Raw genomic sequence first — 15,867 nt, forward strand, 5'->3', positions numbered from 1 at the left:
CGTCGCGAGCACGGCCTGGTCGTGCGAGCTGCAAGGAGGAAGCCGAAGGTCGATGCGGGCATCGACCGAGGATTCCGACGCCGCAGATCGTGCGATCAGGCCGAGCGGAGCACGCGAGATCGTGTTCACCAGGTCCTAGGGCCTGATGCGGCACTCCGTGCTCGTGCGTAGTCTGGACACGACGGAGGGGGCCGGATGAGCGACGAGTGGGGATCCCCGGATCCTGCAGCACGACGGGACGCGACGGGGGCCGCCGTCGAACCGGCCTCGGGATCGGCCGCCGCCGTCCCCGAGGCGGCGCGGGTCGAGGACGCCGACCGGGCGCTGGCTGTGCGCGAGATCAAGCGCCGACGCGACTTCGCCGGCACGGTGGGCGGCTGGGCGAGCGTCTCGGCCATCACCACGACCGTCTGGATCGCAGGCGGCGCCGACGGCTACTTCTGGCCGATCTGGCCGATGCTGGGCATCGGGATCGGAGTCGTGGCGCAGGCCGCCGCGATCTGGGGGCCGATGAAGAAGGAGATCACCGAGGACGACATCGCCGCCGAGATGCGCAAGCGGGAACTCCGCGGCCGCTGACCGACGATCGCCGGACAGCCTGGGCGTCCCTCCGGGAGCGGCTGCTAGGGTGCAGACCGAGCGCTCCGACAGCCCGACGGCGGCGCTCACGGCACAGCGTTGCGCGCCGGACCTGCGGCGTGCCGCCTCCGGCACCGCCCACTGACGGTTTGGACACCCTTGGCCGACTCCACTCGCCTCCCGCCCGACGACGCCGACCACTCGGCCGACGCGACCCCGTTCGACGGGAGCTTCCACGAGCTCCCTCCGCGCAGGCCCAGCCGCCGCGCCGTGATCCTCGGCGCCGTCGGCACCGGCCTCGGCATCGCCGCGCTCGGCGGTGCCGGCTACGCCGCATTCCGCGCCTTCGCGCCCGACACCGTGCGCGTCCCGGGCGACCCGGACGCCGAGGCCCGCGAGCTCGACCTGCTCGCCGGCGTGCCCGAGCCCGTCGCCTCCTTCGGCCCCAACGGCACGCACTGGCCCTCGCTCACCCCGTGGATCACGGGCGACGTCGACCTCGAGGTCGAGGTCGAGGTGCTCGTGGGCCGCGATCAGCGAGGCCATCACGAGCGCCGTGTCCGAGGTCGGCCCGTCCGACACGGTGCGGATCCTCGTCGCGCCGGGCGAGCTGCCGGGAGGCGGCGCCGGCTCGAGCTCCTCGCCGATGATGCAGGACGTGGGGTCGCTGGAGCGCGAGAACCGCATCCTGGTCTACCCGCGCGACGGCTTCGGCACGGTCACCACCGCGAACTCGTGGCGGCTGCTGCGCGTGAACGGAGTGGCCCTCGGCGGCATCGTCACGAACGGCGCGTTCCTCGCGAGCGGCTGCAGCGGCTCCGCCTTCGCTCGCATCACGACGAACGCCTACAACGTCTACGGGGTCGACGGGGTCGAGTTCACCGAGAACGTCGAGCTCGTCGAGGTCGTGGTCCCGGACGCGCAGCTGCGCGACGAGGACGTCTCGAGCATGCGCACGCCGACCCAGGGCGCCGGCGGCCTGCGCTTCATCTACCGCATCGGCTGCTGGACCGCTCCCGCCTACAAGGAGAAGGGCTCGAACGCGCACACCGACACCGTGCAGTTCTCGGGTCAGGGCGGCAACTACTACGGCGAGATCACGAGCATCGACTGCATCGACTTCGCCTCGAGCAACACCGCCTTCCAGATCGGCTCCGCCTCGGGCGTGCGCTACGAGCACTGCCTCGTCGTGGGCGCCGACGTGGTCAAGCGCGTCTTCCCGCTGCCCGACGCGGCCGACACCGAGGGCGGCTTCGGCGCCTCGAACGGCCCGGGCACCGAGTTCGGCTGCTCCGCGGTCGACAGCACGTTCATCGGGCCGATGGGCGCCGCGACCTGGGCGTCGGTGACGAACTCGGTCGCCGGCTACGAGACCACCGGCGCCGCTCCCGAGGAGGGCGAGTGGACCATCGATCCCTCGATCCTCCGAGTGGACCGCCGACGACGTGCACGAGCGCAGCCCTCAGGTCACCGCCGAGTACCTCGCGCAGATCTGGGCCTGAGCGCTCGTCCGAGCGCCGCGTCCAGGCGTGAGCGCCGAGTGACTCAGCCCGCGTGCCGGCCGCGGCGCGCGGGCCGGGCGAGCGCGACGAGCGCCGCGGGCACGCTGAAGAGCGGGTCCGTCGGGATCCGAGGCGAGCAGCGACCTGATCGCGAGCGAGAGCGCGACGATCGCCGCCGTGACGGCGAGCGGGTAGGCGAGCTCGGCCAGCGGGTTCCGGAGGAGCTCCACGAGCCCGGTGCTCGCGGGCTCCGCGACCAGGGACAGCAGTCCGAGCAGCGGAACCTGCAGGAGGTAGATCGGCAGCGTGCGCCGTCCGATCGCCGATCCGAGCCGCGGCCGGCTCCCAGCGGCACAGGAGCGCTGCGCACGCGATCGCCAGCGGGATCGCGCTCGCGCTCGCGACGAAGCCGAGGACGTCCTCGGCGCGCCCCTGGACCACGCGTCCTCCGACGACCGCGACGGCGAAGACGCCCAGCGGTGCGAGCAGGGCGATCGGGCGCGGCTGGGAGAACCAGCGCAGCCGCTCCGCTCCCAGCACGCCGAGCGCGAAGAAGACGAAGTTCGCCAGCAGGGCGTCGCCGAAGAGGATCACGCGCAGATCCGCCGCCACGAACCACGCCGCGGCGCCCAGCAGCAGGATCCCCCACCACGGCACGCGCAGCGCCCGCAGCAGCACGAACACCACGGGGTAGACCGCCAGCGCGTAGAGGAACCAGAGCGTGGTCGTCGGCAGCACCGCCTGCAGCGCGAACTGCTGCAGGGTGTCGATCGAGTGGGGGAAGCCGGGGCGGGCCAGCACCGCGAAGAAGACGCCGTAGAGCACCACCCAGACGACGTAGAGGTAGCCGTTCGAGACCAGGCGCAGCCGTGCCGTGCCGCCGCGCCAGCCTCGCAGGAGCCCGCGGGAGGCGAGCAGCCCCGACAGCGCGAACAGGATCGGCATGCGGATCCGGCCGAGCGACCCGCCGACCTGGTCCCAGAGCCCGCTCACCGCGGAGCGGCCGTCGACCAGCAGGTCGTGGTTCCAGATCAGGACGTGGAAGAGGACCACCGCGAGGACGCCGAGCCCGCGCGTCGTGTCGACCCATGCGAGCCGCTCGCGGGCGGTCGCGCTCGCTCCCGTCCCCCTGTCACCCTCCCGAGTATGCGGGGAGTCGGGCCGCTGAGCAGGCATCGACGGGCTCAGGTTACTGTCCCCCGTCCAGGCGTCCTACGGCCGTGACCCGCACGACCGCGGCGCCGGCCTCGTCCGACTCGGCGAGGTCGACCCTCGCCGAGATCCCCCAGTCGTGATCGCCCGCGGGGTCGTCCAGGATCTGGCGGACCCGCCACTCGGTCGGCGTCTGCTCGACGAGCAGCATCGCCGGTCCGCGGGCGTCGGGCCCCGCGCCGATCGTGTCGTGCTCGTCGTAGTAGTCGTCCAGGGCCTCGCCCCAGGCGTCGGAGTCGAACCCGGCCGCCGCGTCGAGCTCGCCGAGCGCCTCGTGGTCGTCGAGCGCCGCGAGGGTGACCCGGCGGAACATCTCGTTGCGCACGAGCACGCGGAAGGCGCGCTGGTTCGCCGTGAGGCGGCGCGGCGCAGGCGGCACGATCGCCTGGTCGGCATCGTGCAGAGCGGGGTTCACCAGCTCCTCCCACTCGTCGACGAGCGAGGAGTCGACCTGGCGGACCAGCTCGCCCAGCCACTCGATCAGGTCGTGCAGCTCCTCGTTCTTGATCTCGTCCGGGATCGTCTGGCGGGCCGCGCGGAACGCGTCCGACAGGTAGCGCAGGACGAGACCCTCCGATCGCGAGAGCTTGTAGAACGCGGTGTACTCGCCGAACGACATCGCCCGCTCGTACATGTCGCGCACGACCGACTTCGGCGACAGCTCGAAGTCGCGCACCCAGGGCTGCGCCGCCGTGTAGGTCGCGAACGTCGCGTCGAGCAGCTCCTCGAGCGGCTTGGGGTGGGTGACCGACTCGAGCAGCTCCATCCGCTCCTCGTACTCGATCCCCTCCGCCTTCATCGCGGCCACCGCGTCGCCGCGCGCCTGGAACTGCTGGGCACCGAGGATCTGCCGCGGATCGTCGAGCGTCGACTCGAGCACCGAGATCACGTCGAGTGCGAAGGTGGGCGACTCGGGGTCGAGCACGTCGAACACCGCCAGGGCGAACGGCGAGAGCGGCTGATTGAGCGCGAAGTTGGGCTGCAGATCGACGGTCAGCCGGATGCGCACCACGCCGTCCGCACCGACGCTCTGCTCGACCACGCCCGCCTCGCGCAGCGTCCGGTAGATGCCCAGCGCGCGCCGGGCCAGCTGGAGCTGCCGCTTCCACGGCTCGTGGTTGTCGAAGATCAGCGCGTGCACGTTCGCGAAGGCGTCGCCGCCACGGGCGATCACGTTCAGCAGCATCGCCGAGGTGATCGTCATGTGCGAGGTGAGCGTCTCGGGCTCCGCGTCGACGAGCTTGCGGAAGCTGGGCTCGCCCCAGCTCACGAAGCCCTGCGGCGCCCGCTTCGCGACCCACTTCCTGCGCTTCTTGGGGTCGTCGCCCATCTTGTCGAGCGCCTTGCGGTTCTCGGACTCGTGCTCGGGCGCCTGGACGACCACGGTGCCCGCGGTGTCGTAGCCGGCGCGGCCGGCTCGGCCCGCGATCTGGTGGAACTCGCGCGCCGAGAGCTGGCGCATCCGGGTGCCGTCGTACTTGGTCAGCGCGGTCAGCAGGACCGTGCGGATCGGGACGTTGATCCCGACGCCGAGGGTGTCGGTGCCGCAGATCACCCTGAGCATGCCCTGCTGGGCGAGCTGCTCGACGAGGCGGCGGTACTTGGGCAGCATGCCGGCGTGGTGCACGCCGATGCCCAGCCGCAGCAGCCGCGAGAGCGTCTTGCCGAACGCGGTGGTGAAGCGGAAGCCGCCGATCACCTCGGCGATGCGGTCGCGGTGCTCGCGGCTGGCGATGTTCGCGCTGGTGAGCGCCTGCGCGCGCTCGAGGGCGGCGGCCTGCGAGAAGTGCACGACGTAGACCGGCGACTGGTTCGTCGCGAGCAGCTCCTCGATCGAATCGTGGATCGGCGCGATCTCGTAGAAGTAGTGCAGCGGCACCGGACGCTCGACGCCGGTCACCCGCGCCGTCTCGCGTCCCGTCCGCCGGGTGAGGTCCGCGGCGAGCGCCGTCACGTCGCCCAGCGTCGCCGACATCAGCACGAACTGCACATGGGGAAGCGTGAGGAGCGGGACCTGCCAGGCCCAGCCGCGCGAGGGGTCGGCGTAGAAGTGGAACTCGTCCATCACGACCTGGTCGACGTCGGTCTCGGGCCCGTGGCGCAGCGCGAGGTTGGCGAGGATCTCGGCCGTGCAGCAGATGATCGGGGCGTCGGAGTTGACGGAGGAGTCGCCCGTGACCATGCCGACGTTCGCGGCCCCGAAGACGTCGACGAGGGCGAAGAACTTCTCGGACACGAGCGCCTTGATCGGCGCCGTGTAGTAGCTGCGCTTCCCGGCGGCGAGCGCCGCGGCGTGCGCGCCGATCGCGACCAGCGACTTGCCGGTGCCGGTCGGGGTCGACAGGATCAGGTTCGCTCCGGAGGCGATCTCGAGCATCGACTCGTCCTGCGCGGGGTAGAGCGGCAGCCCCCGCGCCTCGGCCCACTCCGTGAACGCCAGGTAGACGGCGTCGTCGTCCACGCGCCCGTCGGCGTCGGGCGTCGGCATCCGTTCGAGAAGCGTCGGGTTCATCCGTCCATCCTCCCAGGCCGCACCGTCGCCCCGGGTGGATGCGGGATGCGCGTCGGCGGTGCGGGCTAGGCTCCCCGGATGCGCGCCGCGATCCCCGCTCCCCGACTCGATCCCCTCCGCCTCGACGCCCTCGCCGAGGGGTTCGCCGGTGATCTCGGCGCCCGCGAGCACGCCGAGGGCCTGCGCTTCGACGGGGTCGACCTCACGGGCGCCGACCTCACCGCCGTCTCGATCAGCGAATGCGTGCTCTCCGCCGCCGTTCTCTCAGGAGCTCAGCTGCGCGCGGCCTCCGTCGTCGAGTCGCGCGTCGAGCGGATCGACGTGCCCGGCCTCTCCGCGGCCCGCAGCCGGTGGCGCTCGGTCGAGCTGCTCGGCTCGAGGCTCGGCTCGGCCGAGCTCTACGAGAGCACCCTCGAGCAGGTGCGGATCGCCGACTGCAAGCTCGGCTACGTCAACCTGCGCGGAGCCGCGCTCCGCGACGTCCTGCTCGAGCGCTGCACGATCGACGAGCTCGACCTGGGAGGGGCGACCGGTGCCCGGGTCCGCCTCGTCGACTGCGACGTCCGCTCCCTCGAGCTCGGCGGAGCCCGCCTCGAGCACCTCGATCTGCGCGGCGCCGAGCTGCACGTGCTCGGCGGGCTCGACGGCCTGCGCGGAGCGGCGCTGACCGAGCTGCAGCTGAGCCTGATGCTGCCGCTGTTCGCCCAGCACTTCGGCGTGCAGGTGCTGGGCTGAGGGTCAGCGGCTCCTGACGAGCCTCGTGAGAGCCCGCCGCCCGAGGAGGAACGCACCGAGCACCAGCGCGGTGACGATCACGAAGCTCCACTGCACGCCCTGCTGCGAGACGATGCGCAGCAGGAGTCCGACGACGACCGCGCCCGCCCAGACGATCAGCCCGGTGGGCACGATCCGGTCGGGAGCGCGCCACGAGCGCGCGAGCGCCCAGCCCGCGAGCAGTCCCGCGAGGAACGGCCAGAAGGTGGTCAGGAAGCCCAGCAGCTCCGCGCCCTCCTCGTGGCTGCGACGGCCGATCAGGACGAACACCGCGACGAGGAGGACGTCGAGCGCGAGGGCGACCGCGACTCTCACGCCGGTTCCGTCACGAAGTCGATCAGCTGCTCCACCCGTCCCAGCAGCGCGGGCTCCAGGTCGCGGAACGTGGTGACCTTCGACAGGATCCGCTGCCAGGCGCGCGCGATGTCGGCCTGCTCCTCGTGCGGCCAACCGAGCGCCGCGCAGATGCCGTGCTTCCACTCGATCGAGCGCGGGATCTCGGGCCAGCGCTCGAGTCCGACGCGGTCGGGCTTCACCGCCTGCCAGATGTCGATGTAGGGATGGCCGACGACCAGGACGTGCTCGCCGTGCGGGCCGGCGGCGACGGTGTCGGCGATGCGCGACTCCTTCGACCCCCGGACGAGGTGGTCGACGAGCACTCCGATGCGGCGGCCGGGGCCGGGGCGGAACGCTCGGACCAGCTCGTCGAGGTGGTCCACACCCTCGATGTACTCGACGACGACGCCCTCGACGCGCAGGTCGTGACCCCACACCTTCTCGACGAGCTCGGCGTCGTGCCGGCCCTCGACGTAGATGCGGCTGGGCAGCGCGACACGGGCCTTGGCGTCGGCGACGTGGAACGACCCGGAGGCGGACCGCGCCCGTCCGAGGTTCGCGTCGCGCTTGAGGCCCGGCGCCTTGAGCGAGACCGGCTTGCCGTCGATCAGGAACCCGGGACCGATCGGGAACACGCGGACCTTGCCGAACCGGTCCTCCAACCGCACCATCCGCATCTCGACGCCGAGCACGGCACCCACGAATCCGGAGGCGACCTCCTCGACCACGAGGTCGCGCACGGCCTCGACGACCGCCACCTCGACCTTGTGCTTCGCCCGCCAGTCCCCGGCGAGCACGTCCTGCCCGTACCTGTCGTCCATCCGACCGAGGGTAGCCGCCGCACGCGCGCGCCCCGCTGCGCCGCACCCGTCCCGGCAGATCGGGCAGCCCCTCCACCTGCTGATCGAGCAGCCCGCGCAGCCGCGTCTCCCTCGTTGATCGAGTAGCCCGCGCAGCGGGCGTATCGAGATCCACCTCCACCAGCCGTCCGCGCTCCCCTGATCCGGGCCGACTCGACCGCGGGCGACACGGAGACCGCCCTTCTGGGGACGTGGGTCTCGATACGCCCGTCCGGGGCTACTCGACCAGCAGGAAGACGAAAGTCCCCTGCCTCCCTGCTGATCGAGTAGCCCGCGCAGCGGGCGTATCGAGATCCACGTCCACCAGCAGCCCCGCCTCTGGACTGCTCCTGTCGCGTTCCACCGCCGCCTGACGTGACGGGGCGGAGTCCTCGACCGGACCAGTCCCGCCGGACGACACCACCTCACGAGGCCGAGGGAGCCGGGTGCACCGCCCGGCACGCGGAGTTGCGCGCGCATCGACGACCCGCCCCCGGATCCGGTCATCGGTGGCCCCGCACCTCCGAGTGTGACGTGGGAATACCGCACCCCCACCCGCGTTGACCTAGGCTGAACGAGAAAGCACGTGCTCCGGGGTCGGTGAGAGTCCGAACCGGCGGTGACAGTCCGCGAGCGGCCGACCACTTCGGTGGGGAGCTGTTGATCCGGTGGAATTCCGGGACCGACGGTTAAAGTCCGGATGGGAGGCAGCACGAGCGTCGCGCGCAAGCGCGGCGTCGAACGACGGTGCCCGCGCACCGACGATCGAGACCCCGGAGTTCGGCGACGAACGGAAGACCGGGAATGACGATCGATTTCGAGCACGCGATGCGCAGAGCGCTCGCGATCGCCGAGCACGGTCCCGCCCGCGGAGTGAATCCGCGCGTGGGCTGCATCCTTCTGGCGCCCGACGGCACCGTCCTCTCCGAGGGCTGGCACCACGGGGCGGGCACCGCGCACGCCGAGGTCGATGCGCTCTCGAAGCTCGCGCCGGGCGTCGCCGCGGGCGCGACCGCGATCGTCAGCCTCGAGCCCTGCGATCACACCGGCCGCACCGGTCCCTGCAGCCGAGCCCTCATCGAGGCCGGCGTCGCGCGCGTGGTCTACGCGGTGAACGACCCCGGCTCGCGCTCCGGTGGCGGCGGCGACACCCTCCGCGCCGCCGGCATCGAGGTGATCGAGGGCGTCCTCGCCGAGGAGGGCGAGGAGTTCCTGCACGTCTGGCTCACCGCCGCCCGCCGGCACCGCCCCTTCGTCACCCTCAAGTGGGCGTCGACCCTCGACGGCCGCACCGCCGCCGCCGACGGCAGCAGCCGCTGGATCACCGGCGCCTCCGCCCGGCAGCGCGTCCACGAGCAGCGCGCCGCGAGCGACGCGATCCTCGTCGGCACCGGCACCGTCCTCGCGGACGACCCGAGTCTCACGGCCCGCGGCGACGGAGGGGAGCTCCTCGCCCACCAGCCGGTCCCCGTGGTCGTCGGCACCCGCGCGATCCCCGAGGACGCTCACGTGCTCCACCACCCGCATCCGGCCCGCCTCGAACGCCATCACGACCTCGAGGCGGTCCTCGACCGCCTCTACGAGTCCGAGGTCCGCCACGTCTACGTGGAGGGCGGGCCCACCCTCGCCTCCGCGCTGGTCGCCGCGGGGCTGGTCGACGAGTACCTCGTCTACCTCGCTCCGGCGCTGCTCGGCGGACCCCGCCTGGCGCTCGGCGACATCGGAGTCACGGGCATCGCGGACGCCCGCCGTCTCCGCATCCACTCGGTCGAGGTCCTCGGCGACGACCTCCTCGTGACCGCGCGCCCCGTCGCGCACCCCGCGGGCGGCGCCGGCGAACCGGCCCGCCTCCCCCACGCCCTGCAGATGGAGACGCACTGATGTTCACCGGAATCATCGAGGAGATCGGCGTCGTCACGGCGGTCGATCCGGGGGCGGACGCGATCCGGCTCACCGTCCGCGGACCGCTCGCCGTCGAGGGCGCCCGGCACGGCGACTCCATCGCGGTCTCCGGCGTGTGCCTGACGGTCGTCGACCAGTCGGACGAGGGCTTCACCGCCGACGTGATGGCGCAGACGCTCCGCATGTCGACCCTCGACGGCGTCGCCGCCGGCGACTCGGTGAACCTCGAGCGGGCCGCCCGGGTCGGCGACCGGCTCGGCGGCCACATCGTGCAGGGCCACATCGACGGCACGGCGACGCTGCTCGCGATCACCCCGGGCGACGCGTGGCGCGTGCTGCGCTTCTCCCTCCCCGCCGCGGCGGCTCCGCTGGTCACCGACAAGGGGTCGATCGCCGTCGACGGCGTCTCGCTCACCGTCTCGGCGATCAGCCCCGCGGCAGAGCCCGAGCAGTGGTTCGAGGTCTCGCTCATCCCCGAGACCCTCGCCGCCACCACCCTGGGCGTCCTCGCCGTCGGCGGCCGGGTCAACATCGAGACCGACATCCTCGCCCGCCACGTCGAGCGGATGCTCGCACTGCAGGCCGTCGCGATCCCCGCGCACGCCCTTCCCGTCACCCTTCCCGGAGGTGGGGCATGAGCCTCTCCAGCATCCCCGAGGCCGTCGCCGCACTGCGCGAGGGCCGTCCGATCATCGTCGCCGACGACGAGGGCCGTGAGAACGAGGGCGACGTCATCGTCTCGGCGCAGCTCGCCAGCCAGGAGACGATCGCCTGGATGGTGCGCAACTCCTCCGGCTTCATCTGCGCGCCGATGACCAACGAGATCGCCGATCGGCTCGAGCTGCCGCTGATGGTCGTCGACAACGAGGATCCGCGCGGCACGGCCTACACGCTCTCGGTCGACGCCGCCGACCGCCTCTCGACCGGCATCAGCGCGTCCGACCGGGCGCACACCCTGCGGGTCCTCGCCGATCCGGAGGCGACGCCGTCGCGGCTGCACCGGCCGGGCCACATCCTGCCGCTGCGCGCGGTCGAGGGCGGCGTGCGCGAGCGCGACGGCCACACCGAGGCCGCGGTCGACCTGATGAAGCTCGCCGGGCTCTACCCCGTCGGCGCGATCTCCGAGATCGTCGCCGAGGACGGCGAGATGATGCGGCTCCCCGGCCTGATCGCGCTCGGCGAGCGCGAGGGCGTCCCGGTCACCACGGTCGCGGCCCTGATCGAGTACCTGCAGGAGTTCCACTGCGACACGGAGGTGCCCCTCACGGTCCCCGTGCCCGAGTCCTCGCGCGTGAGCTTCGAGGTCGAGACCACCGTGCCGACCACCCACGGCCCGTTCCAGGTGCGCGCCTACCGCGACCGCCAGACCGGTGCCGACCACGTCGCAGTCGTCGCGGGAGGCCTCGGCGGCACTCGTCCGCCGCTGGTGCGGGTCCACTCCGAGTGCCTGACCGGCGAGGCCTTCGGCTCGCTCAAATGCGAGTGCGGTCCGCAGCTCGACGCCGCTCTCGACACGATCCAGCGCGACGGCGGAGTCGTCGTCTACCTGCGCGGGCACGAGGGCCGCGGCATCGGCCTGATCAACAAGCTGCGCGCCTACCGCCTGCAAGAGGACGGCCTCGACACGCTCGACGCGAACCTCGCGCTGGGCCTGCCCGCCGACGCGCGCGACTACGGAGCCGCGGTCGGGATCCTCGAGGACCTCGGCATCCGCGACGTGCGCCTGCTCACCAACAACCCCGAGAAGGTCCGCCAGCTGACCGACCGCGGCATCACCGTCTCCGAGCGCGTGCCGCTCGTGGTCGGCGTCGGCGCGTTCAACGAGGGCTACCTCGAGACCAAGCGCGACCGCATGGGCCACGACATCGAGAACCTCGGCGATCTTGCCGGGCTCGGACACCTCGACGCCGGGATCGCCGGCGCGACGACGAAGGAGTGACAGCATGGCCGGTTCCGGCGCCCCCACCACCTCCCCCCTCGACGGATCGGGACTGCGCGTCGTCGTCGTCGCCGGGACCTGGCACACGCAGATCTCCGACGGTCTGATCGCCGGTGCTCGCGCCGCCCTCGACGAGTCCGGCGCCTCGTGGTCGCTCGTGCGCGTCCCCGGCTCGTTCGAGCTGCCCGTCGCGGCGAAGGTCGCTCTCGACGCGGGAGCCGACGCCGTCGTCGCGCTCGGCGTGATCATCCGCGGCGGCACCCCGCACTTCGAGTACGTGTCGGACGCGGCCACCTCCGGCCTGACGACCGTCAGCATCCAGACCGGCAAGCCCGTGGGCTTCGGGGTGCTCACCCTCGACACCGAGCAGCAGGGCATCGACCGCGCCGGCCTGCCCGGGTCGAAGGAGGACAAGGGCCGTGAGGCGGCGGAGGCGGCGGTCGCGACCGCGCTGCTGCTGCGCGAGCTGCGCGGCTGACCCGCACGCGAGCGTCCGGCCCCCTTCCGCGGGCCGCTACAGCACGAAGCTGGGTGAACACGGAGTAAAGTGGTCGGGCCGTCACGAGCGGCCCGACCTCCTCCTCCCCACCGCCATCCGGTCCGCGACGCCCGATCGACGCCTCGCCCGCCGGCACGGGGACCCCCTGTCTACCGGAGCAACTTCCCTCCCATGTCTCACGCACCCGCCACCGCCGACGCTCCCTCCGCCCCGCAGAACTCCCGCGGCCGCGTCATCCTCGCGAGCCTCATCGGGACCTCGATCGAGTTCTACGACTTCTACGCCTACGCGACCGCCGCCGTCCTGGTCTTCCCGGCCCTCTTCTTCGTGAACCAGGACCCCGCGACCGCGCTGCTCGCCTCCTTCGCCGTCTTCGGAGTCGCGTTCATCGCGCGGCCGATCGGCTCGATCGTCTTCGGTCACTTCGGCGACCGCGTCGGCCGCAAGGGCACCCTCGTCGCCTCCCTGCTCACCATGGGCATCGCGACCTTCCTCATCGGCTGCCTCCCCACGGCGCTCACGCCCGGCTGGGAGTTCCTCGCGCCCTTCCTGCTCGTCGTGATGCGCTTCTGCCAGGGCCTGGGCCTCGGCGGCGAGTGGTCCGGAGCGGCCCTGCTCGCCACCGAGAACGCCCCCGCGAACAAGCGCGCGATCTACGGCACCTTCCCGCAGCTCGGCGCGCCGATCGGCTTCATCGTCGCCAACGTCCTGTTCCTGGTCCTCGCGAGCTCGATGGACGACGAGACCTTCGCCGCGTGGGGCTGGCGCGTGCCGTTCCTCGCGAGCGCCGTCCTCGTGATCATCGGCCTCTACGTCCGATTCAAGCTGGTCGAGACCCCCGCGTTCCAGAAGGTCGTCGAGAAGGGCGAGGTCGCGAAGCTCCCCCTCGCGCGCGTCTTCGTCTCGAGCTGGCGTCCGCTGATCCTGGGCACGTTCATCATGCTCGCGACCTACGTGCTCTTCTACCTGATGACCACGTACACGCTGACCTACGGCACCGCGCCCACCGACGGCCCGGTCGCCGGCCTCGGCTACACCCGCAACGACTTCCTGATCATGCTGATCGTCGGCGTCGTGTTCTTCGGCATCTTCACGCTCGTCTCCGGCCCGCTGGCCGAGAAGTTCGGGCGTCGGAAGCTCCTCATCACGGTCACCTCGGCGATCATCGTGTTCGGCCTGCTCTTCGTGCCGCTCTTCGGCGGCGGCTTCGTCGGAGTGATGGCCGTGCTGATCCTCGGCTTCACCCTGATGGGCCTGACCTTCGGCCCGATGGGCGCGGTCCTGCCCGAGCTCTTCCCGACCAACGTCCGCTACACCGGCTCGGCGATGTCCTACAACCTCGCGTCGATCCTCGGAGCGGCCGTGGCGCCGATCATCGCGGTCGCGCTGTGGCAGGCAGCGGGCGGCAGCCCGGTGCTCGTGGGCCTCTACCTCAGCGCCGCGGGCGTCCTGACGCTCATCGCGCTGATCCTCTCGAAGGAGACGAAGGACCTCTCGTACACCGACAACGTCTCGTAGTCGTCGGCACGACCGCCGATCGCTCGGCACCCTCTCGTTCGGCCCGCCGGTCCTCCGGCGGGCCGAACGCGTCTCCGGAGCGTCAACCACTGTTGACGAGGGGGCTCGCGAACGTCTAGGGTCGTCAATCTAGGTTGACCTCTCCGGCCGCACGGACGGCGGGCTCGCAGCGACGAGGAGGCAGAATGGACGACGGCACGATCGCGACTCTCGCGGGTGACGCGGCCGCGGACGATCCGCTCACAGCACTCCGGGCGATCCACCGCCTCCGCGGCGAACTCGACCGCACCGAGGCGATCGCCGTCAGGCGGGCGCGCAACGCGGGTGCGTCGTGGCAGCTGATCGCGCTGTGCCTGGAGGTGAGCCGCCAGGCGGTCCACAAGAAGTACGGCAGGGCATGAGCGGGAACGGACGGTCGATGAGCACCAGCACTCGAAGCGCACGAGGCGGACGGCGCGGCGGACGCGGTGCCGACGACGGGCCCCGCGCCTCCTTCTCGCAGCTCGCCCCCTACCTCCTCGAGCACCGCGGCATCCTCGGCGTCGTCGTCGTGCTGAGCCTCTTCGGAGCCGCGGCGAGCCTCGCGCAGCCGCTGGTCGTCGGCCAGGTCATCACCCGCGTGCAGGAGGGTCTCGACCTCGGTCCGCTCGTCTGGGCGCTCGTCGCCCTCGTCGTCGCCTCCGGCCTCATCTCGGGCTTCGCCCACTACCTCCTCCAGCGCACCGGCGAGGGCATCGTCCTCTCGAGTCGGCGCCGCCTGGTCGCGCGCCTCCTGCGCCTGCCGATCCGCGAGTTCGACGCGCGCCGCACCGGTGACCTCGTCTCGCGCGTCGGCTCCGACTCCACGCTGCTGCGCGCCGTGCTCACCCAGGGCCTCGTCGACTCCATCGCCGGCTCGCTCGTCTTCGTCGGTGCGATCATCGCGATGGCGATCATCGACTGGGTGCTGCTGATCATCATCGTCGTGGTGGTCGCCGCCGCTCTCGGCCTCGCGCTGACGCTCGGGCGCGGCATCCGCGTCGCGAGCCGCAAAGCGCAGGAGAAGGTCGGCGACCTCGCCGCCGCGGTCGAGCGCGCCATCAGCGCGGTGCGCACCATCCGTGCGGCCGGCGCCACCGACCGCGAGATCGCGGTGGTCGACACCCACGCGACGGAGGCGTACCGCCTCGGCATCCGCGTCGCCCACATCTCGGCCCTCGTGGTCCCCGTCGCCGGCATCGCCCTGCAGGTCGCTTTCCTCGCCGTCCTCGGCGTCGGCGGCTATCGGGTCGCCTCCGGCTCGATCGACATCGCGCAGCTGGTCTCGTTCATCCTGTTCCTCTTCATGATGGTGATGCCGCTGGGCAACTTCATCGGCGCGATCACCTCGGTCAACTCGGCACTCGGGGCGCTCGGACGCATCCAGGAGATCATCGACCTCCCCGTCGAGGGCGACGGCGACCGCGCCGGAACGGTGAGCGGCCTCGGCGTCGGAGTGGGCGAGGACGCCATCGCGTTCGAGGACGTCGTGTTCTCGTACGAGCAGACGGCGTCCGTCGACGGAGCCGAGCCGGTGGCGGAGGAGCGCGACCGCACCGTCCTGCGCGGCGTGTCCTTCACCGTCCCCCGCGGCAAGCGGACGGCGCTCGTCGGCCCGTCCGGCGCCGGCAAGAGCACGATCCTCGCGCTCATCGAGCGCTTCTACGACCCCGAGGCGGGAGTCGTCCGACTCGGTGGCGTCGACATCACCGCGGTCGACCGCGACGCGCTCCGCGCCCAGATCGGCTACGTCGAGCAGGACGCGCCGGTCCTCGCCGGCACGATCCGCGAGAACCTCGTGCTCGGGCGCCCCGACGCGGACGACGCCGACTGCCTCCGCGTGCTCGAGGCCGTGAACCTCACCGACGTGCTCGAGCGCAACCCGCTGGGCCTCGACGCCCCTGTGGGCGAGAGCGGCGTGATGCTCTCGGGAGGCGAGCGCCAGCGCCTCGCCATCGGCCGCGCGCTGCTGGCCGCGCCGCCCATCCTGCTCCTGGACGAGTCCACCTCGAGTCTGGACGGGCTGAACGAGCAGCGCCTGCGCCTCGCGATCGACGCGGTCGCCGAGAACCGCACTCTCCTGGTCATCGCGCACCGCCTGTCGACCGTCGTCGACTCCGACCGCATCGTCGTGCTCCAGAAGGGCGAGGTCGTGGGCGTCGGCACGCACTCCGAGCTGGTCGAGTCGACTCCGCTCTACCGGGACCTGGCGAAGCACCAGCTCCTGGTCTGACGCT

Annotated in this window: 15 protein-coding genes and 1 riboswitch; of the genes, 9 read left to right on the forward strand and 6 right to left on the reverse strand. The window is 72.0% G+C overall.

Going from position 1 to position 15,867, the window contains the following annotated elements; all coding sequences use genetic code 11:
* Positions 1–195 precede the first annotated feature (195 nt).
* Positions 196–579 (forward strand): 2TM domain-containing protein, encoded by a 384-nt coding sequence (locus AC0CID_RS07390; RefSeq protein WP_207403498.1) that lies wholly within the window; start codon positions 196–198, stop codon positions 577–579.
* A 693-nt stretch (positions 580–1,272) separates the two neighbouring features.
* On the opposite strand, the gene AC0CID_RS07395 is transcribed toward AC0CID_RS07390, so the two are convergent.
* From AC0CID_RS07395 to AC0CID_RS07410, 4 genes are all read right to left on the reverse strand, one after another.
* The gene (locus AC0CID_RS07395) at positions 1,273–1,416 is read right to left on the reverse strand and encodes a hypothetical protein (protein WP_465226296.1); all 144 of its coding nucleotides are present in this window, start codon (positions 1,414–1,416) and stop codon (positions 1,273–1,275) included.
* Between the two features lie 18 nt (positions 1,417–1,434).
* Positions 1,435–1,569, reverse strand: a complete 135-nt coding sequence (locus AC0CID_RS07400) for a hypothetical protein (RefSeq protein ID WP_465226297.1) — start codon at positions 1,567–1,569, stop codon at positions 1,435–1,437.
* A 320-nt stretch (positions 1,570–1,889) separates the two neighbouring features.
* A complete protein-coding gene (locus AC0CID_RS07405; protein WP_465226298.1) occupies positions 1,890–3,257 on the reverse strand; it encodes an acyltransferase family protein in 1,368 nt (455 codons plus the stop codon).
* A gap of 13 nt (positions 3,258–3,270) precedes the next feature.
* Positions 3,271–5,805: a DEAD/DEAH box helicase gene (locus AC0CID_RS07410; RefSeq protein WP_465226299.1), complete on the reverse strand. Its 2,535-nt coding sequence runs from the start codon at positions 5,803–5,805 to the stop codon at positions 3,271–3,273.
* A gap of 78 nt (positions 5,806–5,883) precedes the next feature.
* On the opposite strand from AC0CID_RS07410, the gene AC0CID_RS07415 reads away from it, so the two are divergent.
* Positions 5,884–6,540: a pentapeptide repeat-containing protein gene (locus AC0CID_RS07415; protein ID WP_465226300.1), complete on the forward strand. Its 657-nt coding sequence runs from the start codon at positions 5,884–5,886 to the stop codon at positions 6,538–6,540.
* A 3-nt stretch (positions 6,541–6,543) separates the two neighbouring features.
* Here AC0CID_RS07415 and AC0CID_RS07420 read toward each other — a convergent pair whose 3' ends face one another.
* Both AC0CID_RS07420 and AC0CID_RS07425 read right to left on the reverse strand, forming a co-directional pair.
* A complete protein-coding gene (locus AC0CID_RS07420; protein WP_207403503.1) occupies positions 6,544–6,894 on the reverse strand; it encodes a DUF3054 domain-containing protein in 351 nt (116 codons plus the stop codon).
* Positions 6,891–7,736 carry a DUF3097 domain-containing protein gene (locus AC0CID_RS07425; RefSeq protein ID WP_207403504.1) on the reverse strand — a complete coding sequence of 282 codons (846 nt, stop codon included), beginning with the start codon at positions 7,734–7,736 and terminating at the stop codon, positions 6,891–6,893. Before AC0CID_RS07425 ends, AC0CID_RS07420 begins: the two co-directional genes overlap by 4 nt.
* A 601-nt stretch (positions 7,737–8,337) precedes the next feature.
* Positions 8,338–8,471, forward strand: a riboswitch (FMN riboswitch).
* 87 nt (positions 8,472–8,558) lie between these two features.
* On the opposite strand from AC0CID_RS07425, the gene ribD reads away from it, so the two are divergent.
* From ribD to AC0CID_RS07460, 7 genes are all read left to right on the forward strand, one after another.
* A complete protein-coding gene (gene ribD, locus AC0CID_RS07430) occupies positions 8,559–9,635 on the forward strand; it encodes a bifunctional diaminohydroxyphosphoribosylaminopyrimidine deaminase/5-amino-6-(5-phosphoribosylamino)uracil reductase RibD (protein WP_207403507.1) in 1,077 nt (358 codons plus the stop codon).
* Entirely contained in the window at positions 9,635–10,294 is a 660-nt protein-coding gene (locus tag AC0CID_RS07435) for a riboflavin synthase (protein ID WP_465226301.1), read from the forward strand. The genes ribD and AC0CID_RS07435 overlap by 1 nt, the downstream gene beginning before the upstream one ends.
* Positions 10,291–11,595, forward strand: a complete 1,305-nt coding sequence (gene ribA / locus AC0CID_RS07440; RefSeq protein ID WP_465226302.1) for a GTP cyclohydrolase II — start codon at positions 10,291–10,293, stop codon at positions 11,593–11,595. The genes AC0CID_RS07435 and ribA overlap by 4 nt, the downstream gene beginning before the upstream one ends.
* A 4-nt stretch (positions 11,596–11,599) precedes the next feature.
* Complete coding sequence (gene ribH / locus AC0CID_RS07445; protein WP_207403510.1) at positions 11,600–12,073, forward strand: 6,7-dimethyl-8-ribityllumazine synthase; 474 nt, start codon at positions 11,600–11,602, stop codon at positions 12,071–12,073.
* 192 nt (positions 12,074–12,265) lie between these two features.
* Entirely contained in the window at positions 12,266–13,612 is a 1,347-nt protein-coding gene (locus AC0CID_RS07450; protein WP_465226303.1) for an MFS transporter, read from the forward strand.
* Between the two features lie 185 nt (positions 13,613–13,797).
* Positions 13,798–14,013 (forward strand): hypothetical protein, encoded by a 216-nt coding sequence (locus tag AC0CID_RS07455; protein ID WP_107575589.1) that lies wholly within the window; start codon positions 13,798–13,800, stop codon positions 14,011–14,013.
* A gap of 17 nt (positions 14,014–14,030) precedes the next feature.
* Entirely contained in the window at positions 14,031–15,863 is a 1,833-nt protein-coding gene (locus AC0CID_RS07460) for an ABC transporter ATP-binding protein (protein ID WP_465226304.1), read from the forward strand.
* Positions 15,864–15,867: the final 4 nt, after the last annotated feature.

It is taken from the genome of Rathayibacter sp. AC451 (genome assembly GCF_979253095.1).